Source organism: Pseudomonas sp. NFX15, from assembly GCF_049132105.1.
In the GTDB taxonomy this organism is placed as follows: domain Bacteria; phylum Pseudomonadota; class Gammaproteobacteria; order Pseudomonadales; family Pseudomonadaceae; genus Aquipseudomonas.
On sequence record NZ_JAFMPV010000001.1, the window covers coordinates 435,829 to 461,259 of the forward strand.

Sequence of the window (25,431 nt, forward strand, 5' to 3'; positions counted from 1 at the left end):
TATTCACATCATGTTTATTAGATGTTTATAAACATTTAAACAGGCCGTCAACCTCTGGAGTCGTCCCATGTATTACAAAGTTTTTGGTCGTAAAACCGGCTTGCGTGTTTCCGAACTGGCGCTGGGCGCTGGTAATTTCGGCACTGGTTGGGGCCATGGCGCCGAGCGCGATGAAGCCAAGCGGATTTTTGATGGCTACCTCGAGGCGGGTGGCAATTTCATCGATACTGCCAACGGCTATCAGGGCGGACAGTCGGAAGCCATGCTCAGCGAATTCATCGCCGCTGAACGGGACAGCCTGATTATCGCCACCAAATACACCCTGGGGACGACACCTGCGGCCGGCATTTCCCACACGGGCAACAGCCGCAAGAACATGGTGCGCGCTGTTGAGGAAAGCCTGAAACGCCTTAAGGCCGAGCATATCGATCTGTTCTGGGCACACATGAGCGACGGCGTGACGCCGATGGAAGAGATCCTGCGCGGTTTCGACGACCTGGTCAGTGCCGGCAAGATTCATTACGCCGGGTTGTCGAACTTCCCGGCCTGGCGTATCGCCCGCGCCGACCTGCTCGCCGAGGTCCGTGTTTTTGCGCCGATTGCGGCGATCCAGGTCGAGTACAGCCTCGCCGAACGCACCGCCGAGCGCGAACAACTGCCGATGGCCGAAGCCCTGGGCCTGGCCGCGACATTGTGGTCACCGCTGGGTGGCGGCTTCCTGACCGGTAAATACCGCAACAGTGCCGGCGACAACCGCGCCAACAAACTCGGTGTGCTGATTCACGCGGAAAAAAGCGCCCGCGAAACCGCCCTGCTCGACACCTTGATCGACGTCGCCGCCGACCTCGACGCCAGCCCGACCCACGTGGCCATCGCCTGGCTGCGGGAAAAGGCCAAGCGCTCGACCACCGCGCTGATCCCCATCCTTGGCTCCCGCACTCGCGAACAACTGGACGCCACGCTGGGCGCGCTGAACGTGCAGTTGAGTGCTGAACACCTGGCACGGCTGGATGGCGTCAGTGAAGTCACCAAAGGCGTACCGCATGAATCCATCAGCGGGTCCTTCGCACGCTTCAGCGGCGGCCGGATACTTGACCTGCCGGCCATCCCCGTCGCCTGACACCCATCAAACCTGAGGGATCTTCGTTCCACCGCTATCCCTTGTAGGCGCTGGCTTGCCAGCGAAGGCGTGCTGCCAGCCAACAACCCCATAACCGACCCGCCGCTTTCGCTGGCAAGCCAGCTCCTACAGGTTCGAGGGTGAACCAGGGTTTGTGCTCCACAGCTATCCATTGTAGGCGCTGGCTTGCCAGCGAAGGCGTGCTGCCAGCCAACAACCACATAACCGACCCGCCGCTTTCGCTGGCAAGCCAGCTCCTACAGGTTCGAGGGTGAACCAGGGTTTGTGCTCCACAGCTATCCATTGTAGGCGCTGGCTTGCCAGCGAAGGCGTCCTGCCAGCCAACACCCACCTGTCTGACCCGCCGCTTTCGCCGGCAAGGCAGCGCCTACAAGGGTGGCGTATTACTTATCGACCTTGTGTTTTGCCGCATACAGACAAAGCATCTCCATCGCCAGTGTCGCTGCCGCCAACGAGGTGATTTCCGCACTGTCATAGGCCGGGGCGACTTCCACCACGTCCATGCCCACCAGGTTGATCCCGCGCAACCCGCCGAGAATCTCCAGCGCCTGCACCGTGCTCAGGCCGCCGCACACCGGTGTGCCGGTGCCAGGGGCAAACGCCGGGTCAAGGCAGTCGATGTCGAACGTCAGGTACACCGGGTTGTCCCCGACCCGCGCACGAATCGCCTCGACGATCGCTTCGCAGCCACGGCGATGCACCTGCCGTGCATCCAGCACCTGAAATCCCTGATGATCATCATTGGTGGTGCGCAAACCGATTTGCACCGAACGCGATGGATCGACCAGACCTTCCTTCGCCGCATGCCAGAACATGGTGCCGTGGTCGATGCGCTTACCCTCTTCGTCCGGCCAGGTGTCGCTGTGTGCATCGAAGTGGATCAGTGACAGCGCCCCGTGCTTACGGGCATGGGCCTTGAGCAGCGGATAGGTGACGAAGTGATCACCGCCGAAGGTCAGCATCGCCGCGCCGGCGTTGAGGATGTGCTCGGCGTGGGCTTCGATGCATTCCGGGGTCGATTGCGGCGAGCCAAAATCGAAGTCGCAATCACCGTAATCGATCACGGCCAAATGGTCGAACGGGTCAAACGTCCAGGGCCAGTGGCGCTCCCAGGCAATCCCGGTGGACGCGGCGCGAATACCGCGCGGCCCGAAACGCGCGCCGGGCCGGTTGCTGGTCGCGGTGTCGAACGGCACACCGCTGACTGCCACGTCGACCCCGCGCAAATCGCGGCTGTAGCGGCGACGCATGAAACTGGTAATACCGGCGTAGGTACTTTCGGCGGCAGTGCCATAAAGACTGTCACGGGTGAGGGCTTGATCGTTCTGCACAGGGACGTCCATTGAAAGGCTCCTTTATTTCTAGTTATTGGCGGCTACGGAAAGTGGTCCACAAACGAGTGCGCCGGCGCATGTCCTTAAGGCCCATGCTGCGGTCGGCGTAGAGCCGGTCGCGCACCTCGGCAGGCGGGTAGATATCCGGATCCGTGCGAACCGCTTCATCCACCAGCGGCGTGGCGGCCAGGTTCGCCGTGGCGAAAAACAGTGTGTTGGTCAGCGCCGCGACGGACTCGGGGCGCAGCATGAATTCAATGAACTGGCGAGCAGCCTCGGGGTGCGGTGCGTCCTTGGGGATCGCCAGATTGTCCTGCCACACGATGGTGCCTTCCCTGGGAATTCGATAGGCGATTTCATAGGGCTTGTTGGCTTTGCGCGCCTGATCGGCCGCCATGCTGGCGTCACCGTTGTAAGTCAGCGCCAGGCACAGACTGCCATTGGCCAAGTCGTTGATCTGGCGGCCGCTGGCGACGTAAAGCACCGAAGGTTGTAATTGATGCAACAACGTCTGGGCCGCTTCCAGGTCGCCCTTGTCGGTGCTATACGGATCTTTGCCCAGATAATGCAAGGCCAGGCCGATTACCTCCTGAGGCGAATCAATCACCGCGATGCCACAGTCCTTCAGCTTGCTCGCGTATTCAGGCTTGAACAGCAGGTCCAGGCTGTTGAGCGGCACATTCGGCAAGCGCTTTCGCACTTCCTCGACATTCATCCCCAACCCCAGCGTTCCCCAGGTATAGGGCACGCCATAGCGATTACCCGGATCGACCGCCGCCATCTTCTCCAACAGATCGGGATCCAGATTGGCATAGCCCTTCAGGCCCTCATGGGGAATGGCCTTGAGCGCCCCCGCTGCCAGGCCGCGCGCCAGGACACTGGACGATGGGACCACCACGTCGTAGCCACTGCCGCCGGTCAGTAGCTTGGTTTCGAGTACCTCGGGGGCATCGAACGTGTCGTAGCGCACATGAATGCCAGTCTCCTGCTCGAAGCGCTGCAGGGTCTCCGGGGCGACGTAATCGGCCCAGCTGTACAAATTGACGACCTTGTCCTCGGCCTGGGCCGAAACAGCAGCGGCTAGCAACAACGCGGGTAAACACAGCTTGAACATGGGAGCCATGACGAACACCTGACCAGAGGAAGTGGTTGCAGAATGCGGCGTCGGATACATTGGTGAAATATCAAGTTAATTAACCTGACTTTACGACGGAGTAATGTTTGATGCTGGGCCAACTGCATGATCTGGATCTGCAATTGCTGCGCCTGTTCGTCAGCGTGGTCGAGTGCGGCGGCTTCAGCGCAGCCCAAGGCGAACTGGGCTTGAGCCAATCGAGCATCAGCCAGCAAATGGCCAAGCTGGAAACCCGCCTCGGCTATCGCCTGTGCAGTCGCGGCAAGGGTGGTTTCCGGATCACCCCCAAGGGCGAACAACTGCTCAGCGCCACCCGTGGGCTGTTCGAATCGATCGAGACGTTCCGGCATCAATCCAACGGGGTGGCCGGGCGCTTGATCGGCGAAGTGCGCCTTGGCCTTTCCGAAGCGCTGGAGCAATCGGTGGTGCAACGGGTAGCCGACGCGATCGGGCGCTTCCGTGAACGAGACGAATCGGTGCGTATCGAGTTGATCAGCGCTATGCCCGGTGAAATGGAACGCTTGCTCTTGCAACAGCGACTGGACCTGGCCATTGGTTACTTTTCGCAAGTGCAAAATGCCTTCGACTATCGCCAACTGTTCATCGAGACCCAACACCTGTACTGCGCCCCCGGCCACCCGTTGTTCACCGACGACGCACCGGATGACCAGGCCCTGCACGCCAGCGACCGGGTCGATCACCCCTACCGCTTCTTGCGCACCGACGAACCCTTCCAGGGCAAATTGTGCTCGGCGCGTTCAGAACAGGTCGAAGGCACCCTCGCCTTCATTCTCTCAGGCAAACATGTCGGCTACCTGCCCAGCCATTTTGCCCGGGCCTGGGAAGACAAGGGTTTGCTCAAAGCCGTGCGCCGCAATGACATGAGTTTTAATGTCCCGTTTCATCTGGCCCGGCATCGGGCGCAAGTAGCCGGCGAAGCGCAGAAGGCCTTCGAAGAGGATCTGCTGGCCGCATTTGCCTGAAATCGCCATGGTCTACGCTGTAACAGTAACGGACACACACATGCAAAAATGCACGAACAGCCTGCACATTTCCCGGTTGTACAAGGCAAATTTGCACTGCTACGATCCGCCATCGCTCGCGCGCGAGCATCTCGATAAAGACAATAAAAGCAGGGAGTTAGTGATGACTGCTCAGGTTTCATCGAAGGGGGCGTTGTCCATGGATGCCATGCAAAACGACGTGCTGGCCGAAGTTCGCAACCACATTGGTCACCTGACCCTCAACCGCCCCGCCGGCCTCAACGCCCTGACCCTGGACATGGTGCGCAACCTGCACCGCCAGCTCGACGCCTGGGCCCAGGATTCACAAGTGCATGCGGTGGTCCTGCGCGGCGCCGGCGAAAAAGCCTTCTGCGCTGGCGGCGACATTCGTTCGCTGCATGACAGCTTCAAAAGCGGCGATACCCTGCACGAGGATTTCTTCGTCGAGGAATACGCCCTCGACCTCGCCATCCACCATTACCGCAAACCGGTGCTGGCATTGATGGACGGTTTTGTCCTCGGTGGCGGCATGGGCCTGGTGCAAGGCGCCGACCTGCGCGTGGTCACCGAAAAAAGTCGCCTGGCGATGCCGGAAGTCGGCATCGGCTATTTCCCGGACGTCGGCGGCAGTTATTTCCTGCCGCGCATCCCCGGTGAACTGGGCATCTACCTCGGCGTCAGCGGCGTTCAGATCCGCGCCGCCGATGCGCTGTATTGCGGGCTGGCCGATTGGTACATCGAAAGCGCCAAGCTGGGCACCCTGGATGAAAAACTCGACCAGCTCGAATGGCACGACTCGCCGCTCAAGGACCTGCAAGGCCTGTTGGCCAAACTGGCCGTGCAGCAACTGCCCGACGCCCCCTTGATTGCCTTGCGCCCGGCCATCGACCATTTCTTCGCCCAGGCCGACGTGCCGAGTATCGTGGAACAACTGCGCCAGGTGACCGTCGCCGACAGCCACGAGTGGGCCGTGACCACCGCCGACCTGCTGGAGACCCGTTCGCCGCTGGCCATGGCCGTGACCCTGGAAATGCTGCGGCGCGGGCGCGAGCTGCCACTGGAGCAATGTTTCGCCCTTGAGCTGCACCTGGACCGCCAGTGGTTCGAGCGCGGCGACTTGATCGAAGGCGTACGCGCCTTGCTGATCGACAAAGACAAAAGCCCGCGCTGGAACCCACCCACTCTGGCGGCACTGGACGCCGAGCACGTGGCGAGTTTCTTCAGCGGTTTCGATGAGAGCGGGAGCTGAGCCATGCACGATATCGAATTGAGCGAAGAGCAAATCATGATCCGCGACATGGCCCGGGAGTTCGCCCGTGGCGAAATCGCACCCCATGCCCAAGCCTGGGAAAAGGCCGGCTGGATCGATGACGGCCTGGTGGCGAAGATGGGCGAGCTGGGCTTGTTGGGCATGGTGGTCCCTGAGGAATGGGGCGGCACCTATGTCGACTACGTGGCCTACGCCCTGGCCGTGGAAGAGATTTCCGCCGGCGACGGTGCCACTGGCGCTTTCATGAGCATCCACAACTCGGTGGGTTGCGGGCCGGTGCTCAATTACGGCAGTGAAGAACAGAAACAGACCTGGCTGGCCGACCTGGCCAGCGGTCAGGTCATTGGCTGCTTCTGCCTGACCGAACCGCAGGCGGGTTCCGAAGCGCACAACCTGCGCACCCGCGCCGAACTGCGCGATGGCCAGTGGGTGATCAACGGCGCCAAGCAATTTGTCAGCAACGGCAAGCGTGCGAAGTTGGCGATTGTGTTTGCCGTCACCGATCCGGACCTGGGCAAACGCGGGATCTCGGCGTTTTTGGTCCCGACCGACACCGCCGGTTTTATCGTCGATCGCACCGAACACAAGATGGGCATTCGTGCTTCGGATACCTGCGCAGTCACATTGAACGACTGCACCATCCCCGAAGCCAATCTGCTCGGCGAGCGCGGCAAAGGCCTGGCCATCGCCCTGTCCAACCTCGAGGGCGGGCGCATCGGCATCGCCGCGCAAGCGCTGGGCATCGCCCGCGCGGCGTTCGAAGCGGCGCTGGCCTACTCCCGGGATCGTGTGCAGTTTGGCAAGCCGATCAATGAACACCAGAGCATCGCCAACCTGCTGGCCGACATGCACATGCAATTGAACGCGGCACGGTTGATGGTCCTGCATGCGGCGCGCCTGCGCACGGCCGGCAAACCGTGTTTGTCCGAGGCGTCACAGGCCAAGTTGTTTGCCTCGGAAATGGCGGAAAAGGTCTGCTCGTCCGCCATTCAGATTCATGGCGGCTACGGGTATCTGGAAGATTATCCAGTGGAGAAATATTACCGCGATGCGCGGATCACCCAGATCTACGAAGGGTCGAGCGAGATTCAGCGGATGGTGATCGCCCGCGAACTGAAGAACTACCTGGTGTAACGATTTAAAAGCTTCGCTGGCAAGCCAGCTCCTACAAGGACGATACAAATACTGTAGGAGCTGGCTTGCCAGCGAAAGGCTCAACTAAATCGCCGCATTACTTGCCGGTGAACTCCGCCTCGCGCTTGGCAATAAACGCCGCCATCCCTTCCTTCTGATCCTGCGTCGCAAACGCCGCATGGAACACCCGACGCTCAAAGCGCACGCCTTCGGCCAGGCTCACTTCAAAGGCACGGTTGACGCTTTCCTTGACCATCATCGCAATCGGCAACGACTTCTTGGCAATCAACGCCGCCACTTTCAGCGCTTCGTCCAGCAACTCATCGCTCGGTACGATACGCGCCACGATGCCGCAACGCTCCGCTTCCACCGCATCGATCAAACGCCCGCTCAGGCACATTTCCATGGCCTTTGCCTTGCCCACGGCACGGGTCAGGCGCTGAGTGCCGCCCATGCCCGGCAACACGCCGAGATTGATTTCCGGCTGGCCGAATTTGGCGTTGTCGCCGGCCAGGATGAAGTCGCACATCAACGCCAGCTCACAGCCGCCGCCCAGGGCAAAACCGTTAACCGCCGCGATGATCGGCTTGCGGCGGTTGGCAACGCGGTCGCTATCGCTGAACAGGTCGTCGATGTAGATCTGCGGATAGGTCAGCTCGGCCATTTCCTTGATGTCGGCACCGGCGGCGAACGCTTTTTTCGAACCGGTCAGGACGATGCAACCGATGTTCGAATCCGCCTCGAAGCCATCCAGGGCCTGGTTCAGCTCGCTGACGATCTGCGCGTTCAAAGCGTTCAGTGCCTGGGGGCGGTTGAGGGTGATCAGGCCCACGCGGCCGTGGGTTTCCAGCAGAATCGTTTCGTAACTCACAGGGAATTCCTTCTTATAAATTGCGCGAAATGACCATGCGCTGAATATCGCTGGTGCCTTCGTAGATCTGGCAAACCCGCACGTCGCGGTAGATGCGCTCCAGCGGGAAGTCGTTGAGATAACCGTAGCCGCCGAGGGTTTGCAGCGCCGAGGAGCATACCTTCTCGGCCATTTCCGAGGCGAACAACTTGGCCATGGAGGCCTCGACAAGGGCTGGTTTGCCACTGTCGCGCAGGGCGGCGGCGTAATGCACCATTTGCCGCGCCACAGCGATCTGGGTCGCCATGTCGGCCAGGCGGAACGCGACGGCTTGGTGTTCGATGATCGGCTTGCCGAAACTCTCGCGCTCACGGGCGTAATCGCGGGCCGCTTCGAACGCGGCGCGTGCCATGCCCACCGATTGCGAGGCGATGCCGACGCGACCGCCCTCAAGGTTGGCCAAGGCGATCTTGTAGCCTTCACCCTCCTCACCCAACCGGTTGGCCAGCGGCACCTTCACATCGTCGAAGAGGATCTGGCAGGTGTCGGACGCATGCTGGCCGAGCTTGTCTTCGACCCGGGCAACGGTATAACCCGGCGAATCGGTCGGCACGATAAAGGCGCTGATGCCGCGCTTGCCGGCGCTCGGATCCGTCACCGCAAACACGATTACCACCCCGGCATTCTGCCCGGAGGTGATGAATTGCTTGCAGCCGTTGAGGACGTAGTGATCGCCTTCCAGCCGGGCACGGGTTTTCAGGCCGCTGGCGTCGGAACCGGCCTGTGGTTCGGTCAAGGCAAAAGCGCCGAGCATCGCACCACTGGCCAGCGGCTTGAGGAAGCGTTCTTTCTGATCATCATTGCCATAATTGAGAATCGGCACGCAGCCCACGGAGTTATGCACGCTCATGATGGTCGAGCAGGCGCCGTCGCCAGCGGCGATTTCTTCCAGGGCCATGGCGTAGGCCAGGTAACCGGTGTCGCAACCGCCCCATTGCTCCGGCACCAGCATGCCAAAGAAGCCCAGCTCGGCCATCTCGCCAATGGCTTCCTTGGGAAAGCGGTGCTCGCGGTCCCACTCGGCGGCGAACGGCTTCAGCCGTTCCTGGGAAAAGTCCCGGGCCGCCTCGCGGATTTGTTGTTGTTCGTCATTGGGGATCATGGTGAATCCTTAAAAATTTAATTGCCCCTGTAGGAGCGAGCCTGCTCGCGAAAGGACTGAGAGCGCCGCATTCATCCAGGCAACCCTCGTCATCGTTGACGTTCTTCGCGAGCAGGCTCGCTCCTACAAGGACTGCGCAATTCTTAGTACAGGCATTCCACGGCCATCGCCGTCGCTTCGCCGCCGCCTATGCAGATCGCGGCCACGCCGCGCTTCAAGCCTTTCTGGCGCAGAGCCGACAGCAAGGTCACGAGAATCCGCGCACCGGATGCACCGATCGGATGGCCGAGGGCGCACGCACCCCCGTGTACGTTGAGTTTCTCGTGAGGAATCTCCAGTTGGGTCATCGCCACCAGGCTGACCACCGCAAACGCCTCGTTGATTTCAAACAGGTCAACCTGATCCAGCGACCAGCCGGTTTTCTTCACCAGGTTCTTGATCGCACCGATCGGCGCTACCGGGAACAGGCCCGGTGTGTCGGCAAACGCGGCGTGGCCATGGATCACCGCCAAGGGTTTGAGGCCTTGCTTTTTCGCCTGCGACTGGCGCATCAGCACCAGCGCGGCCGCACCGTCGGAAATCGAACTGGAATTGGCCGCCGTTACGGTGCCGCCGTCGCGGAACGCCGGCTTCAACGAAGCGATCTTGTCCAGCTTGGCTTTCGGTGGTTGCTCGTCATTGCTGATCACCACTTGTTCTTTGCCGACAGTCACGGTGAGCGGGACGATTTCGGCCTTGAAGCTGCCGTCCTTGATTGCCTGTTGTGCGCGGGTAGTCGAGGCAATAGCAAAGGCATCCTGGGCTTCACGGCTGAAGCCATGTGCTTCGGCGCAGTCCTCGGCGAAGGTGCCCATCAGGCGGCCTTGGTCGTAGGCGTCTTCGAGGCCGTCGAGGAACATCGAGTCCTGTATCCGGCCATGGCCCATGCGGTAGCCGCTGCGCGCACGGTCCAGCAGGTAAGGCGCGTTGGTCATGCTTTCCATGCCACCGGCGATAACCACCTCGGCGCTGTCGGCGAGCAGCATGTCGTGGGCGAGGATGGTGGCTTGCATGCCCGAACCGCACATCTTGTTCAGCGTGGTGCTCCGGGTCGATTTATCCAGCCCCGCCCCCAGCGCTGCCTGACGCGCAGGCGCCTGGCCGAGGCCTGCCGGCAGGACGCAGCCGAACAACACCTCATCGACGGCATCACTGGCGATACCGGCACGTTCGACGGCGGCCTTGATGGCGGCGGCACCCAGTTGCGGCGCGGTCAGGCTTTTCAATTCGCCCTGGAAACCACCCATCGGGGTGCGGACGGCGCTGACGATAACAATTGGATCGTTGGCAATAGTCATGACAAATCCTCCTTACTTGGCCGCCATGCGCAAGGCACCGTCGAGACGGATCACCTCGCCATTGAGCATGCTGTTTTCAATGATATGCCTGACCAGCGCGGCGTACTCACCCGGCTTGCCCAGACGCGGCGGGAATGGCACGCCGGCGGCGAGGGAATCGCGCACTTCCTGGGTCATGCCGGCCATCATCGGCGTTTCGAAAATGCCCGGGGCGATGGTCATCACGCGGATGCCGAAACGCGCCAGTTCACGGGCCGCCGGCAAGGTCAGGCTGACAATCGCGCCTTTGGATGCCGAGTACGCAGCCTGGCCGATCTGGCCGTCGTAGGCTGCCGCCGACGCGGTGTTGATGATCACCCCGCGCTCGCCATCGGCCTCCGCTTCGGTCTCGGCAATCGCCGCGGCCGCCAGGCGCAGCATGTTGAAGCTGCCGATCAGGTTGACGTTGATCACCTGGCTGAAGCTCGACAGTGCGTGCGGGCCGTTCTTGCCGAGAATCTTCTCGCCGCGCACGATGCCGGCGCAGTTGACCAGGCCATTGAGGCCACCGAAAGCCTTGACCGTCGCCTGAACGGCCGCTTCGGCTGCCGCTTCATTGCTGATGTCCGCCACCACGCTCTGCGCGCCCAGGCGCTGGGCCTGGGCCGCGACGGCTTCGGCGTTGAGGTCTACCAGCATCACTTTCGCGCCGGCGGCGACCAGCACCTCAGCGGTGGCGGCACCGAGGCCGGAAGCGCCGCCGGTGACGATAAAAACCTTGTTCTGGATCTGCATGTTGTTTTCCTGGATTCAAGCGGGAACGTTCTTTGCCGCCGCCTCGTGGGCCTTGGCGATTTCCTGGTTGCGCAAGATAAAGCGCTGCAATTTGCCGCTCGGGGTTTTCGGCAATTCGCTGACAAATTCGATTTCACGGGGGTACGAGTGCGCCGCCAGTCGTTTGCGCACGTGCTGGCGCAGCTCTTCGGCCAACTCAGGCGTCGGGCGGTATTGCGCGCAGAGCACGACAAAGGCCTTGACCAGCTCAGTGCGCTCCGGATCGGGCTTGCCGACCACTGCCGCCTCGACCACGGCCGGGTGTTCGATCAGTGCACTTTCCACGTCGAACGGGCCGACCCGGTACCCGGATGTGGTGATCACATCGTCACTGCGACCGACGAAGCTGATGCTGCCGTCCGGGTTCCACTCGACGGTGTCGCCACTCAAATAATAGTCGCCTACGAAGGCCTTGGTCGGCCCGCCTTCGTAGCCGGCGAACCAGCACATCGGCGACTGGCGGCGGTCGATGGCCAGAATGCCCGGCTGGCCAACGCCGAGTTCCTTGCAGTCGTCATCCAGCACCACGATGCGATGGCCCGGCGAGGCGAAACCGGCGGCGCCCATGTGAATCGGGTGCTCCAGGCCGTGGTGATTGCACAGCACCATGCCCAGCTCGGTCTGGCCGTAATGGTCGTGGATGACCACGCCGAGGTTATCGGCGAACCAGCGGATCACTTCCGGGTTCAGCGGCTCGCCGGCACTGCTGACGATGCGCAGCTTGCCCTTGATCGATTTGGCGAATTCGTCACCGCCGGCAATCAGCAAACGGTAAGCCGTTGGCGAACCGGTGAGGTTGGTAATCGCGTACTTGTTGATCACCCGGCAGGTGCTTTCGAGGGTGAATGGACCCTCGTAGAAAGTGATCGGATGACCCATGGACATTGGCCCTGTGACACCAAAGTAAATGCCGTAGGCCCAACCTGGATCGGCGACGTTCCAGAAGGCGTCTTCCGGGCGTAGATCCACCGCATCACGGGTGTAGCTCTGAAACGCCACGATGGCCTTGAGCGGAACGGACAGTGCTTTCGACGGGCCGGTGGTGCCCGAGGTGAACATCAGCAGGAACGGATCTTCGCCGGTCAGCAGCACCGGTTCGCAAGCCCCGGAATAGTTGGCCAGTTCGGCCCAGAAACTGAAATCGCCGCGCACCAGGCCCTGCCCTTTGGTGCCGCTGACAGTCACAGTGGTTGGGCAATCGGCGACTTCAGCGAGTTTCGGCCGGTTCACCGCGTCGGTGATCACCACTTTGGCGCCCGAGCAACTCAGGCGGTGTTCGATGGCCTTGGGGCCGAAGGCGGTAAACAGTGGTTGATACACCGCGCCGATGCGCCAGGTGGCGAACACGGTAATCAATAATTCGATATTGCGTGGCAACAGGCCGGCGACCTTGTCGCCTTTCTTCACGCCTTGGGCGAGAAGAAAATTGGCGAAGCGCGCCGCTTTGTCCTGCAGTTCGCTGAAGGTGTAAGCCGCGCTGGCCCCATCGCGGCCTTCCCAGAACAGCGCGATACGACCCGGCAAGGCGTGCCGGTCACAACATTCGACGCAGGCGTTGAGGGCCGTCAGGTCGCCTGCGAGTGCGGCGTCGACGGTGTGCTGATAATTGAACTGTGATGTAGCAGACAAGTAATCGCGCATTGCCAGAATCCCTCTGTGTTTTTTATAGGTTGGGGGAACCGTAATCAACAGGGAAATACTCGCTCTGCGCGGAGTGTCGGGCAATGGTCAAAGTTATCAAGTTGCCTGACTGCTTTGGCCAAAGCCCACAGGCCTCAGGAAATGAACCGAACCCCCGGTTTGGCGCGTTCGTCCACACTCAGCTCGAAGACGTCCGGGCGCGCGTAATGGCCGACCACGTCGTAGTCGTAACGGGCGCGGACCAGGTCGTCGGTGTCGATTTGCGCGGTGAGCAGCCCGGCGCTGTCGCGCAACGGTCCTGCAAGGATGTCGCCCATGGGACCTACGATCACGCTGCCGCCAGCAATCAGCGGCCGATCCGCCGGCCAGTTGGCGATGTCCAGCCCCAACGCCTGCGGTGAAGCCTGGACTTGGCAGGCGCTGACCACAAAGCAACGACCCTCATGGGCGATGTGGCGCATGCTCACTTGCCACATCTCCCGCTCGTCCACGGTCGGCGCGCACCACACTTGCACGCCTTTGGCGTACATCGCGGTGCGCAGCAGCGGCATCATGTTTTCCCAGCACACCACCGCACCAACGCGCCCGACCTGCGTGTCGATCACCGGCAGGGTCGAGCCATCGCCCTTGCCCCAGATCAGCCGTTCGGTGCCGGTGGGCATCAGTTTGCGGTGCTTGTCCACGAGCCCGGCCTGCGGATCGAAATACAGGGCGGTGCAATACAAGGTGCTGCCCGCGCGTTCGATCACGCCGATCACCAGATTGGCGCCGGTGCGCGCCGATAAGCCAGCCAGCGCTTCGGTTTCGGCGCCGGGCACATCGATGGCATTGGCGAAATAGCGGGCAAAGGCTTCGCGCCCTTCCGGCAGGCGATACCCCAGTTGCGTGCCGAAGCGCTCGCCTTTGGGGTAACCGCCCAGCAGCGCTTCGGGCATCACCACCAGCGCCGCGCCGGATTCGATGATCGCGTTTTCATAGGACAGGATCTGTTCCAGGGTGTCGGCCTTGCCACCGGGCAAGGCGCCGATTTGCAGGGCCGCAACAATTGACTTGGGCATCTCGAAAACTCCGTTGGCATCAGGTGTTGCCCATTCTCCGGCGCCACGTGATCATCAGGAAAGACCGATTCACTGCTAAATGATATGAGCCAAATGAATATCACCAACATCGACCTTAACCTGCTCAAAGTCTTTGAAGCGTTGCATGAAGAATCCAGTGCCAGCCGTGCCGCGCTACGTCTGGGCGTGACGCAATCGGCGGTCAGCGCGGCCTTGCGTCGGCTGCGCGAACTGTATGGCGACCCGTTGTTCGTGCGCACCGGTCGCGGGCTGGCGCCCTCGCTCAGGGCCAATCAGCTCAAGCCGGTGGTCAGCGATGCCCTGGACAAATGCCGGCAAAGCCTGGCGATGGTCGATCCGGCGGCTCAGCTGTACGAGGGCCGTTCGGTCACGGTTGGCATGTCGGATGATTTCGAGATCGCCTACGGCCGGCGGCTGATCGAAGAAATTGCCCACAGCGCGCCGAAACTGCGCCTGATTTTCCGCCAGACCCACAGCCAGATCGTCGCTCAGGCGTTGATGGAACGCAGCATCGACCTGGCGATCACCGCGGGCGGGTTTGCCGAGCGGCTGCTCAGCCGTCAAGTGCTGGGGGAAGGGGGTTATTTGTGCCTGGTGGATCCGTCGAGCCTTGCCGAGGGCCAGCAGAGCATTAGCCTTGAGGAGTTTGTGGCTCGCGAACACATCCTGGTGTCGTCCGGCGGTTTTATCGGGATAACCGATGAAGGTTTGGCGGCGCTGGGGCTGAGCCGACGGGTGTGTGCCTCGACCACGCATTTTGCCGCGTTGCCGCATTTGCTCAAGGGCAGTCAGGCGGTGGCGACCATTCCGGCCCATGCAGCGCAAAGCATCGCCGCGCTCAGCGGGCTGGCGCTGCTGCCCTGCCCGCTGGCCTTGCCGCGCTACCCGATCGAGCTGGGCTGGCGCACCAGCACCCAACTTGACCCTGTGGTGTTGAAAGTGCGCGAGGCGATTGTCGCAAGTTTCGCCTGAACGCCGATGTTACTTGTTGGCGGCCATCAGGCGATTGACTTCACTGCGCACCATGTTGGCGTATTCCGGCGGCGACATGCCGTCCAGCTCGGAACGTACCCATTCGGCCCACTTGCCCTTGCGCTTGGACCGCTCGCCGAACAACCGTGCGGCCTCGCCTTTGGCTTTGCCGAGGTTGTTTTGCCAGAGTTCGAACAGACGAGATTTCTCGTCTTCAAGCGCTGCGCGCTCGGCAAGGGGTTTGTCGGCCAGATTGAAGCTCATGGGAAATTCCTGCTGCGTAAATTGGCGACATCTTACACCGTAGGAAGAAAGGTCCTGCGCCGGTTTTTCAGCAAGATGGCAATCCGAGGCAAATTAGCTGCAACTTTTCCGACGACGCCGGACTCCATTGTTCACTGTCTATCTACCTGCAAGGAGTCGCTCAATGGCCCGTAAAACCGCCGCGCAAGTTGCCGAAGAACAAATCAAGGATCAAGCCTTCAGCGAACTGCAATCGCTGATCGAAGAATCGGAAAAACTGCTGAAGAGCAGTGCATCACTGGTGGGTGAAGAAGCGGAGACCCTTCGCGAACAAATCGGCCTGAAACTGCAACAGGCCCGGGATTCGGTGACCAGCGTGCGCGACCGCACCTTGCCTGCGGTCGAGGCCACCGAGACCTACATCGGCGGGCATCCATGGCAAACCGTGGCGATATCCGCAGGTTTTGGCCTGGTCGTGGGACTGTTGCTCGGCCGCCGCTAATCACCCGCACACGCCAATCCCTGTAGGAGCTGGCTTGCCAGCGAAGGCGCCCGATTAGCCAACATCAACACAGCTGACCCACCGCTTTCGCTGGCAAGCCAGCTCCTACGGGGATTTGAGGTGATCGCGGGATCTGTGCTTCATCGAATCCATTGTAGGAGCTGGCTTGCCAGCGAAGGCGTCCTGTCAGCCAACATCAACACAGCTGACCCACCGCTTTCGCTGGCAAGCCAGCTCCTACGGGGATTTGAGGTGATCTCGGGATCTGTGCTACATCGAAATCCATTGTAGGAGCTGGCTTGCCAGCGAAGGCGTCCTGTCAGCCAACATCAACACAGCTGACCCACCGCTTTCGCTGGCAAGCCAGCTCCTACGGGGATTTGAGGTGATCTCGGGATCTGTGCTTCATCGAAATCCATTGTAGGAGCTGGCTTGCCAGCTCCTACACGTTTTGCGTCACCCATTGACTTTGTCAATCACCGGCCAGCTCGCGCAGATTCGCCAGGGTCTGTGCGTCGAGTTCGATGCCATGGATCTTCGATTTGGCTCGCTGGTGATGACGTCGATCACCCGGCAAACGCTTCAAACCGACCCCGTGCATCTGTCGTACCAGTTCCTGGCTGCGTTCGGCAAAGCTCTGCCCTGCCGCTTTACTCGGATCGATCACGATCAATAACTGTCCGGTCCAGGGTGTCTTGGCGCCTGGGTGGTTCTTCCAGTCGAATTCGAAGGAAAAGTTACCCCCCGTCAGCGCCGCCGCAAGCAACTCGACCATCATCGACAACGCCGAACCCTTGTGCCCGCCAAACGGCAGCAGCGCGCCGCCTTCAAGAATCGCTTTCGGGTCGGTGGTCGGCTGGCCGAGGCTGTCCACGCCCATGCCGGGCGGCAAGCGTTCGCCCTGGCGTGCGGCGATTTGCACGTCGCCATGAGCAATGGCACTAGTAGCCAGGTCGAAGACAATCGGGTCACCATCGGCCCGCGGTGCGGCAAAAGCAATCGGATTTGTACCGAACAAGGGCCGGTCGGCGCCGTGGGGCACCACGCAGGTCATGCTGTTGACCACGCTCAACGCCACCAGCCCCTCATAAGCGAAGGGCTCGACATCCGGCCACAACGCGGCGAAATGGTGTGAGTTACGGATCGCCAACACCGCGATCCCGGCACGGCGGGCTTTGTGCACCAGCAGTTCGCGTGCCGCTTCCAGGGCCGGTTGCGCAAAACCGTTATTGGCATCGACCCGCACAAACCCGGATGCCACGTCTTCAACCACTGGTACAGCCTGGCCGTTGACCCAACCGCTTTGCAGGGTCGAAACATAACCTGGAATGCGAAATACCCCGTGGCTATGCGCGCCATCGCGCTCGGCACCGGCACAGTTGCGCGCCAGCACCCGGGCCACGTCAGCCGATGTGCCGTGACGCTGAAAGATTTTCTCGAGCAAAGCGCTCAGCGCTTCGAGTGACAGGTGTGACGAGACCGAAAGGGAAGCGTGATCATGTGGCGCAGACATCTGAAGCTCCAGACTAATTATTGGAGGGAACAACAGCGTACAAAGACCCACCGATTAACAACGCGCCGCGTACGAACTGTCAACCTTTCGCTGCTGGTCCGGGACACGAATACCCGCGCCCCGTGCGTTATCTATGTACCGCCCCGGCCGTCCTCTCGACTTTTAGTCTCGTTGTTCAACCCACAGGTGCCTGCATCGGGCATCTTGAACGAGACTTGACGATGTCTACATCCGTAACTGCGCTGTATTTTCCCGAGGCGCTGACACAGCCCGGCCTCTGGAGAGAGTTGGGCAAAACCCACGGGCTGACGCGAAGGGATTTTCAATGGTTCAGTCATATCGAGCTGGCGACCCAGGCGCTGCGCGATAAACAGACGCCGCCCATGCTGGCGAAAAAAATCCTGCTGAAGATCAAGGACCGGCAACCTGTGACGCTGGCCGGCAGTTTTTTGCTGACGGCGACGCCCGATGACAATGGCGTGATCCTGTACACCCCTTACGCCGGCATAAAGAAGTTTGCCAACCGTGCAGTCCTGACCCAGCAGTTGGTGACACAACTCGAGGCGGCCAGTGTAGAAGACGACCTGCTGGCCTTCATGGCCCAGTCTTGGCGCAAAACCGTGGTGGAGGCTGACGACATCGAGCTGGACTTTCAATCCATCGAAGGAGAGGTGTTCGAAGACCAGCGCGACACCCTCCTCGCCCATCAGCGACTCAATGACCAGGCCCTGCTCGACGAATTGAAAGCACTGCCGTCCCTGACGTCGCTGCTCGATGCATTGTTGGATGAACAATTGGCGGTGGCATTTCCCGACCTGGATCAACGCCAGACCCAGGTGAACTTCTACCTGACGACCACTGACGAGGGCTCGACGCGACGCTGGGTTAACTCTCTGACCCTGAGCGATGCCGTGCTCGTGCACTATCGCCACCAGCGCTGGCCGGCCGGGCAGTCCGTCGAATTTTCCCATCCGAAAAAATCCCCGGCCGTAGCCGACCAACCACTTTGGCAGAGCGCGGTCACCAAGCTCTCGGGCAAACTGGTCAGCCTGCTGACCGGACAACTCGACGCTTACTGGGGCGCGCCAAGCGCCGATGGTGCGTCGCGTCGCGCGTGCTTCGGCCAGGCCATCGCCGATCAGGCGCGCGTGCAACTGTTGCTCAAGCGTGAAGCCGCGATCATCACCGCGCAGCAAAGCCAGGATTTGCACGCGCTCATCTCGCCGCTCGCTCGAACCAACCCGGCAATGACGGTGGAGACCGTGCGCCTGTGGGAGCACCAGGCCAACTACGTGGAGTTGGCCGGCTCGCTGATGGTCGGCACCCGCGACGCGTTCCTCTATACGCCCACCGCAGGATTGCAGGTGCTCAGCGACTACCAGGACTTGCGCGATACGCTGCTGAGCCAGTTCAGCGCGGCCGGTCACGAAGATGAACTCTATGGCCTGCTGAGCCAGGAGGAACGCCAACGCTTCATTGGTTTTGACCGGCCGAACGTGACCGGGGAAGCGCTGTCCGGCGCGATCTTCAGCAAACTCTTCGACGCGATCATCATCAAGCAACGGCAGAACATGGAATACGCGCTGCAGGTGTTCCGCCACAGTGACGGCAACGTGGACCTCCACGCCCTGTTCGACAAGGCGCTGGATATCCGTTCGATGATCAGCGAGCGGCTGTTGACGCTGGACACCGACGGACGCTGGAGCACGCGGCCCGTATTGTCCGGCGATCAACAACCGTCCAGGGTGCTGGCCGACACGGCAGCAGCGTTCGTCAAGACCTTCGGCGACATCGAAACACTGATCAACGCAGATTTTGCAGCTCAACCGGTCGCTACGCTGGCCTTGCAACGGGCCTATCTGGAAAATCTGCTACCCCGTCTGGCCCATGCCCTGTCCGTTGGCCTGAGGGGCGAGGCCAGCCTGCGGGCGCTTGGCGGGACGATGCACAAAGCGGATCGGGCAATTGTCGAAACGGTTTTCAACCCGGACGCGCCCAACCGGCAAAACCGCCACTCCCTCAAAGGCTTTCGACCCGATGCCTACACACTGACGCTCGACGGTACCGGACAGGAGAACGTCCTGCCCCTGGCCCATTGCCTGCTCCTGACCGAGCGTGGCGGGCTCGACCCCTCGCATTCCGGCCGGGCGATTCTCTGGACGCCCGCACAGGGCCTGGAAGTCTTCGACAGTATCAGCCGGGCACGGCGTGAGCTGAACCGGCGCTTGCTCGACCCAATACAAAGTCTGGCGCTCCTGGAAAATCTCACGCCAGCGCAGCGCACCTTTCACCAACATTACGCGTTGGGCCCGCTACGATTGATCGAAGGGTCCGTTTTGGAGCGGGTCGCACAATCGACCATCGAGCACTTTCTGGCCCGCTGCGAACGGGTACGCACCTTTGAACTGAACGATACTAAACAAAAAAGTGCCTTGAAGGCCCTGACCTCGACGGGGTTCACAACCAACCTGCGCAGAGCCACCTCGATCTCCCGCGCGATAACCCTCCAGCAGTCCCTGCCCGCCTGGCTTGGCATGGCCCCCCTGGAAGAGCAGCACCTGCACCTTGAATTACTTGAGCAATATCGCAACAGCGTGGTTGAGGGCAAAGACTATTTGCACGGCGTCAACCCCCTCAAGGCGTACGTGCAGGAAGCGTTGACGTCGTTACTCGGCCAACGTTTCCCCTCTACCACGCTGGACCCCGACAACATCAAAATCACGCCTGACTTGAGCCTGGCCGGGCCGGCCAGAAGCCTTACCGAATTCGCCCTGAACCACGTCAACATCGCGCAAGGCAGCGGCTTCACGGTCAGTTCGGCCAACACCCAGACCCTGCCCGAGGGGCTGGACCAAGCGGCCGTCCGTCAACTGTTGTTGTCGCTGGACATTGCGCAGAACTACGCCAGCCAGATCACTGACACTTTGTCGAAGCAGTCGGCGGACGTCGAAACAAGGGTCCAGCGCTTCGTCAACCAACTGCCCTGGCAACTGCTGCAACACGCCCACCAACTGAAATTGCAACAGCGACTCTCCGAGGGTGCCTTCGATTTGCTTCGGCAAGTATTCGACATGCCCGACGCCATAGCCCGGGCGACCGTAGTAGGTGCTCACGCCATGGCCCGGCCTCTGGAACTGATCAAGGCCGCCGGTGCCTCCGCCGTCAAGGCGCTGGGCCTGTACCTGATCGGCCCCGGCCCGGGCAAGGCAGGCCCGCAGGTTCTCTATGCCCCTTACCACCCCGGCGGTTCACCGTTCGTCGAGTTCGACAGTGAGGCCAGCGTTGTCACAGCGCTCAAAACCCCGGGTGCATTGCAGGACATGCTGCTACGGCGCCTGCCGGACAGCGAGCAAGGGGTGTTTCGCAACCTGCTCACGTCTACCGTCGACCAGTCGAGCGAAATCAGCCTGGCGTCCAACCCCATCGACGGCAACCTGCTGACCCACTTGTTCCATGACAACACCCAACTGCTGGAGAAAATGCTCACAAGCCAGGCCAACACGTCCGCTCAATCTGACTGGGAGGCCGTCAAACACCTGTTCAGCGCGGGCATCTCGCTCATTTCAGGCCTGCTGCCGGGCAAACTCGCGTATGTGCAGTTTCTCTGGAAAGCCTACAAGGATGCCCTGAACTCAGCCGAAGCCCTGCAAGACCATCACTGGGGAACGGCCTTGCGTGAGTTCATCGCCAGCGCCGCACAAATCCTGTCATTGGGCCGCTTGTCGCTTGAAGGATGGGCCGACAGCGCCCAGATAACCGGCGAAACCGTTGCACCAGCGACGGTTATCCCCGTGATCGCACAACCCTGGTCGAAGATTCGATCGACAGCCGTCATGCGGACGCGGATGCAACCGTTCGAAACCACAGTAGAGCTCAAGGACCTGGTGAAAAGCCGCACCGACGGTACCTATCTGCAAGCGCGCAGCCAAAAAACGTTCGCCGCCATTGCCGGCAAGGTGTACGGCGTGACCAAGAGCACAGTGGTCTGGAGAACGGTCAAGGACGGGGAAGAAGGCGCCGTGTTAACGACGACGCCAGGCAACCGGTTAGTCGTCGACCCGGATTTCCATACAGTTCACTTCGGCAAGGCCCTGTCAAAAATGCACAATCGCTATGCCAATGCTTACGTGGCCAGGGAGATATTGAACATTGAGGCCCGGGGGATGGAAGAAATCCGGGAAAAACATCCCGATAAAGCCAACATGATTGTGCAGGCCATCGACATGGCTCGTTTTTACGCGTTCAACAGCCTGCATAACCTGGTGCAACTGCGCAAATTCGTCCCGGGTACTCGACTCGATACTTTCCTCAAGCAGTTTTTCGATGTGGGTCTGGTGGACAAAGCACTGCTCGACAAAATCAAACAGGCCATCGTTCCCGTCTGCAACGCGCTGGTCGATCCCGATGAAGACTGGATGAATTCGAAACGCTTTATCGTGGGCGCAAGCCGAGCGTCGAAGGACAACACCGTCGCCTTTGTCGTGGCGAAGGATCTAGAGCGTAATGTGTACTTCACGGAAAAATTCTTCGATCAACAACTGGACTGGTACAAATCCAATTTGACGCAACCCTTCGATGTCGATGGCCACAGCCAGGCAGTGACCCTGATACACGAGTTCGCTCATTTATTTTCCGACGCCGTCGACATTGCCTACCTCGAGGCCAGACTACCGTTCAATGACCTGGTGGCATCAGTCTCAGGCTATGGTATTGCAAGAAAACAGTCTCAACTGGACTTCCAGCGAAAAGCCCTGTCGATGAATACGCCAAAAGGCGAGTTGTTCGCCCGTTGGAGCAGCCGCCTGCAATCGTGGGTCAACCTGGATTCGATTCCAGGCACCCACCACGTCGGCAAGACCATCCTGCGGCTAACGGGCAGCAAGACGATGGATGAGGCACGGGATGCTTTTTTCAACGCTCGGGACTCTACATTTCGAACAGACATCATTTTGCACAATGCCGACTCGATCGCCTTTTTGATCTGCGAAATGGGCCGACAACTGGATCCGGTGCCGATCATTACGTCCCGCTGAACCCTGATCCTTGCATCGCGTGCAGATCCCAGGACTTGAGGGTGGCGCACAAGGGCTTGAATGTCGGGCTGCAGGACGCAGTCGTTTTCGGCGCGGATATGCGGGACGCCGAAACAGGTACGACGGATATCGGCGTCCATCTGTGCAGGCAAACTGCAGGCGCTCGCCGCAAGGCTCAGCCCCAGGCTCATACCCACCAGGCTCGACCGGGCTAACAGGCTGATCACACGATGGCGACAAATTTTCTACATTTGAGCCTTCATGATTTGGGCTGCTCATACGTCTAGCCATGTAGAGCGCCCACTTTTTCCTGATCAGGCTCTGAAAAGGAGTTTTGCAATGTACAACTCGCAACTGCCAATGGACGGTAGCAATGCGCCAAAGGGTACTTCCCTGGGAATCAGCGCATTCGAGCCGCGTACCGATCGACATGGCAACGAGCGAATCAGAATCCTGCTCAAGAGCTTTGGCCTGCGCACCAGCCTGATCCGCCTGAAAGTCATCGATGCGCTGCTGATGGCCGCGGATAACGAACGCAGCCTGGGCGTGCGCGGCGTGCACAGCCAACTGCTCGACCTGGACATTCCGCTGTCCTTTCTCAGCGTGCGCGAAGTGCTCAAGCGCCTATGCATCGAGGGCGTGATTGTCCTCAACCCCGACAAAAGCTACAGCCTGCATCCACAGGCTGCTGCCATCCTGCACCAACCCTGATCGACTGATCAGGGCTTGACCTTGCGGCGCATCACGCCATTGATGACGACCACGATCACCGCCACGCCGATGGCGATGTACTGGAACAGTTTTTCGCTGATGACGCCGGTGCTCTGCAACCAGGAAAGGCCAAACATGATCCCCAACACCACCAGGGAGATCAGAATCGAGTATTTCAAACGTTGCGACTGAGTCATTGCGGGTTCCTGAATCTGAAAATGTATCCGGTTTGTATCAACATGCATGCCAAACGCTTACCGTGTTTGCGGAATAAGCAGCTACAAGCGGGGTCTCATGTTACAGCCGATGAAGAGTTTTAGCTTCATTGCGGCGATAACCATGAGGAGTTCCAAATGTTGCGTCGAATCACATTGCTGATTCCCCTGTTGGCCATCCTGACCCTGAGCGGTTGCATTGTTTTCCCCCACGGGGGCTATCACCATGATCACTACGACCACTACGACGACCATGACGGACGAGGTTACTACCAGCATCGTTAACCTCGGCTCAGATACCTGAATCCTTTCGATAGAAATCATTACCCGGCTGGGCACACAGTTCCACCAGCCAATCGACGAACACACGCACTCGCCGGGACAACTGGCGGTGCGGCGGATAAAGCGCCGTCATCGGCATTCCCGGTGGCGGCACTTCCTTGAGCACTTCACATAAACGCCCCTCCTCCAATTGCCGCGCCGCGTGATAGTACGGCGTCTGCACCAATCCGTACCCGGCCTCGCACGCCGCCAGATATCCATCGGCACTGTTGACCGCCACCTGCTTGGGCAAATCGACCCATTGCAGCTGACCATCGACGACAAACTCCAGCCCATAGCGTTTACCGCTGCTGCCCGAGAAGTACTCGACCACTTGATGCCCGCGCAGGTCGTCCAACGTGTGGGGCATGCCATGCCGCTGCAGATAGTCGGGGCTGGCACAAGTCACCTGGTCCATCATCACCAGTGGCCGCGCCACCAATGAATCATCCAGCGGCGAGCCACCGCGCAACACGCAATCGACGCCTTCACGGATCAAGTCCACCGGTCGGTCGTTCAAGCCAATCTCCAGTTCGATCAACGGATAGCGGGCGGTGAATTGAGGCAGAGCCGGAATCACCACCAGGCGCCCCACCCCCGCAGGCATGTCGACCCGCAGAAGGCCCTTCGGATTATGGCGCGCGGCACTGAACACCGCTTCCGTCTCTTCGAGGTCCGCCAGCAAGCGCACACAACGCGGATAATAGGCGGCACCGTCGAGCGTCAGGCTGATCTGCCGGGTGGTCCTTTGTAGCAGTTGGACGCCCAGGTGTGCCTCCAGCTGCTTGATCAGAAGGGTCACCGAGGCCCGGGGCAACTGCAGACTGTCTGCCGCCCTGGCAAAGCCACCGAGTTCGACAATTCGGGTAAAGACGCGCACGGCGTGAAAACGGTCCATTGCTGGGTCCACCGATGGATTGTTTAGATTTAACGAATAGTGATAGCTGTTTTAGCCGGTTTATCTTGTTTCTGTCGAGGCGAACAATGGCTGCTCACCTCACAGGGAGCTGATTTCATGCAAACACGTCAATTGGGAAAAAACGGCCCACAAGTGTCGGCCATCGGCCTGGGCTGCATGGGCATGACCGATTTCTACACCACGGGCACCGATACCCGCGAAGCCACGTCCACCCTGCACCGTGCACTGGAACTGGGCGTCAACTTGCTCGACACCGCCGACATGTACGGCCCACACAGTAATGAAGAACTGATCGGCAAAGCCATCGCCGGCAAACGCGACCAGGTGTTCCTGGCCAGCAAGTTCGGCATCGTCCGCGACCCGGCCAACCCCACTGCCCGCGGCGTCAACGGTCGGCCGCAATACATTCGCCAAGCCATCGACGGCAGCCTCAAACGCCTGGGCGTGGACACCCTCGACCTGTATTACCAGCACCGTATCGACCCACAGGTGGCCATCGAAGAAACCGTCGGCGCCATGGCCGAACTGGTCGCCGCCGGCAAAGTCCGCTACCTGGGACTGAGCGAGGCCTCGGCGGCCACTCTGGAACGCGCGCACAAGGTGCATCCGATCAGTGCGCTGCAAAGTGAATACTCGTTGTGGAGCCGTGACCAGGAAGAAAACGGCTGCCTGTCAGCCTGCCAGCGATTGGGGGTCGCTTTTGTGCCCTATAGCCCTTTGGGCCGAGGGTTCCTGACCGGCGCTTTGAAAAGCCCGGATGACTTTGCGGCAGACGATTACCGTCGCTTCAGCCCGCGCTTCCAGGGCGAGAACTTCGCGAAAAACCTGCTGCTGGTGCAACAGGTGCAGGCGCTGGCGGCGGAAAAAGGTGTGACGGCGGGCCAACTCGCGCTGGCATGGGTGCTGGCCCAGGGTGACTACTTGATTCCGATCCCCGGCACCAAGCAACGCAAATACCTGGAGGAAAACGTGGCCGCTCTCGAGGTAACGTTAAGCGCCGAAGAACTGCACGCGCTCCAAGCGATCTTTCCGGCCAATGCCACGGCAGGGCTGCGTTATCCGGAAGAAGTCATGAAACTGCTGGACCGATAAGTGTCGCCGG

The 25,431-nt window shown here is 60.5% G+C and carries 22 protein-coding genes; 10 read left to right on the forward strand and 12 right to left on the reverse strand.

The features are described from left to right. The first annotated feature begins 67 nt into the window (after positions 1-67). The gene (locus tag J1D76_RS01895) at positions 68-1,120 is read left to right on the forward strand and encodes an aldo/keto reductase (RefSeq protein WP_421136743.1); all 1,053 of its coding nucleotides are present in this window, start codon (positions 68-70) and stop codon (positions 1,118-1,120) included. Between the two features lie 404 nt (positions 1,121-1,524). Here J1D76_RS01895 and speB read toward each other — a convergent pair whose 3' ends face one another. Both speB and J1D76_RS01905 read right to left on the reverse strand, forming a co-directional pair. Next, positions 1,525-2,484: an agmatinase gene (speB, locus tag J1D76_RS01900; RefSeq protein WP_421136744.1), complete on the reverse strand. Its 960-nt coding sequence runs from the start codon at positions 2,482-2,484 to the stop codon at positions 1,525-1,527. Positions 2,485-2,506: 22 nt separating this feature from the next. Beyond that, positions 2,507-3,598: a polyamine ABC transporter substrate-binding protein gene (locus J1D76_RS01905; RefSeq protein WP_421136745.1), complete on the reverse strand. Its 1,092-nt coding sequence runs from the start codon at positions 3,596-3,598 to the stop codon at positions 2,507-2,509. 101 nt (positions 3,599-3,699) lie between these two features. Between J1D76_RS01905 and J1D76_RS01910 the strand changes: the two genes are divergently transcribed. From J1D76_RS01910 to J1D76_RS01920, 3 genes are all read left to right on the forward strand, one after another. Continuing rightward, positions 3,700-4,593 (forward strand): LysR family transcriptional regulator, encoded by an 894-nt coding sequence (locus J1D76_RS01910; RefSeq protein WP_421136746.1) that lies wholly within the window; start codon positions 3,700-3,702, stop codon positions 4,591-4,593. A gap of 163 nt (positions 4,594-4,756) precedes the next feature. After that, positions 4,757-5,863, forward strand: coding sequence for an enoyl-CoA hydratase/isomerase family protein (locus J1D76_RS01915; protein ID WP_421136747.1), 1,107 nt, complete (start codon positions 4,757-4,759; stop codon positions 5,861-5,863). A 3-nt stretch (positions 5,864-5,866) separates the two neighbouring features. Next, a complete protein-coding gene (locus tag J1D76_RS01920) occupies positions 5,867-7,018 on the forward strand; it encodes an acyl-CoA dehydrogenase family protein (RefSeq protein WP_421136748.1) in 1,152 nt (383 codons plus the stop codon). 97 nt (positions 7,019-7,115) lie between these two features. Here J1D76_RS01920 and J1D76_RS01925 read toward each other — a convergent pair whose 3' ends face one another. The 6 genes from J1D76_RS01925 to J1D76_RS01950 form a co-directional block, all read right to left on the reverse strand. Further along, a complete protein-coding gene (locus J1D76_RS01925; protein WP_421136749.1) occupies positions 7,116-7,889 on the reverse strand; it encodes an enoyl-CoA hydratase in 774 nt (257 codons plus the stop codon). Positions 7,890-7,902: 13 nt separating this feature from the next. Continuing rightward, a complete protein-coding gene (locus J1D76_RS01930) occupies positions 7,903-9,030 on the reverse strand; it encodes an acyl-CoA dehydrogenase (protein WP_421136750.1) in 1,128 nt (375 codons plus the stop codon). Between the two features lie 143 nt (positions 9,031-9,173). Continuing rightward, a complete protein-coding gene (locus J1D76_RS01935; RefSeq protein ID WP_421136751.1) occupies positions 9,174-10,367 on the reverse strand; it encodes an acetyl-CoA C-acyltransferase in 1,194 nt (397 codons plus the stop codon). 12 nt (positions 10,368-10,379) lie between these two features. Further along, positions 10,380-11,141 (reverse strand): SDR family NAD(P)-dependent oxidoreductase, encoded by a 762-nt coding sequence (locus tag J1D76_RS01940; RefSeq protein ID WP_421136752.1) that lies wholly within the window; start codon positions 11,139-11,141, stop codon positions 10,380-10,382. A 15-nt stretch (positions 11,142-11,156) separates the two neighbouring features. Then, a complete protein-coding gene (locus tag J1D76_RS01945; RefSeq protein ID WP_421136753.1) occupies positions 11,157-12,821 on the reverse strand; it encodes an AMP-binding protein in 1,665 nt (554 codons plus the stop codon). Between the two features lie 134 nt (positions 12,822-12,955). Then, positions 12,956-13,879: a carbon-nitrogen hydrolase family protein gene (locus tag J1D76_RS01950; RefSeq protein ID WP_421136754.1), complete on the reverse strand. Its 924-nt coding sequence runs from the start codon at positions 13,877-13,879 to the stop codon at positions 12,956-12,958. Positions 13,880-13,963: 84 nt separating this feature from the next. Between J1D76_RS01950 and J1D76_RS01955 the strand changes: the two genes are divergently transcribed. Then, positions 13,964-14,872 carry a LysR substrate-binding domain-containing protein gene (locus J1D76_RS01955; RefSeq protein ID WP_421136755.1) on the forward strand — a complete coding sequence of 303 codons (909 nt, stop codon included), beginning with the start codon at positions 13,964-13,966 and terminating at the stop codon, positions 14,870-14,872. Between the two features lie 9 nt (positions 14,873-14,881). Here J1D76_RS01955 and J1D76_RS01960 read toward each other — a convergent pair whose 3' ends face one another. Next, positions 14,882-15,136, reverse strand: coding sequence for a hypothetical protein (locus J1D76_RS01960; RefSeq protein WP_421136756.1), 255 nt, complete (start codon positions 15,134-15,136; stop codon positions 14,882-14,884). A 163-nt stretch (positions 15,137-15,299) separates the two neighbouring features. On the opposite strand from J1D76_RS01960, the gene J1D76_RS01965 reads away from it, so the two are divergent. Next, a complete protein-coding gene (locus tag J1D76_RS01965) occupies positions 15,300-15,617 on the forward strand; it encodes a DUF883 family protein (protein WP_421136757.1) in 318 nt (105 codons plus the stop codon). A gap of 472 nt (positions 15,618-16,089) precedes the next feature. On the opposite strand, the gene J1D76_RS01970 is transcribed toward J1D76_RS01965, so the two are convergent. Next, positions 16,090-17,130: an Ldh family oxidoreductase gene (locus tag J1D76_RS01970; protein WP_421136758.1), complete on the reverse strand. Its 1,041-nt coding sequence runs from the start codon at positions 17,128-17,130 to the stop codon at positions 16,090-16,092. Between the two features lie 221 nt (positions 17,131-17,351). Here J1D76_RS01970 and J1D76_RS01975 point away from each other — a divergent pair, with 221 nt between their 5' ends. Both J1D76_RS01975 and J1D76_RS01980 read left to right on the forward strand, forming a co-directional pair. Then, complete coding sequence (locus tag J1D76_RS01975; RefSeq protein ID WP_421136759.1) at positions 17,352-22,163, forward strand: dermonecrotic toxin domain-containing protein; 4,812 nt, start codon at positions 17,352-17,354, stop codon at positions 22,161-22,163. Between the two features lie 339 nt (positions 22,164-22,502). Further along, complete coding sequence (locus J1D76_RS01980; protein ID WP_421136760.1) at positions 22,503-22,874, forward strand: fe2+ zn2+ uptake regulation protein; 372 nt, start codon at positions 22,503-22,505, stop codon at positions 22,872-22,874. Positions 22,875-22,882: 8 nt separating this feature from the next. On the opposite strand, the gene J1D76_RS01985 is transcribed toward J1D76_RS01980, so the two are convergent. Further along, positions 22,883-23,071, reverse strand: coding sequence for a hypothetical protein (locus J1D76_RS01985; RefSeq protein WP_421136761.1), 189 nt, complete (start codon positions 23,069-23,071; stop codon positions 22,883-22,885). 156 nt (positions 23,072-23,227) lie between these two features. On the opposite strand from J1D76_RS01985, the gene J1D76_RS01990 reads away from it, so the two are divergent. Further along, positions 23,228-23,374 (forward strand): hypothetical protein, encoded by a 147-nt coding sequence (locus J1D76_RS01990; protein WP_421136762.1) that lies wholly within the window; start codon positions 23,228-23,230, stop codon positions 23,372-23,374. 7 nt (positions 23,375-23,381) lie between these two features. On the opposite strand, the gene J1D76_RS01995 is transcribed toward J1D76_RS01990, so the two are convergent. After that, positions 23,382-24,308 (reverse strand): LysR family transcriptional regulator, encoded by a 927-nt coding sequence (locus J1D76_RS01995; RefSeq protein ID WP_421136763.1) that lies wholly within the window; start codon positions 24,306-24,308, stop codon positions 23,382-23,384. 117 nt (positions 24,309-24,425) lie between these two features. Here J1D76_RS01995 and J1D76_RS02000 point away from each other — a divergent pair, with 117 nt between their 5' ends. Next, complete coding sequence (locus J1D76_RS02000; RefSeq protein WP_421136764.1) at positions 24,426-25,421, forward strand: aldo/keto reductase; 996 nt, start codon at positions 24,426-24,428, stop codon at positions 25,419-25,421. Positions 25,422-25,431: the final 10 nt, after the last annotated feature.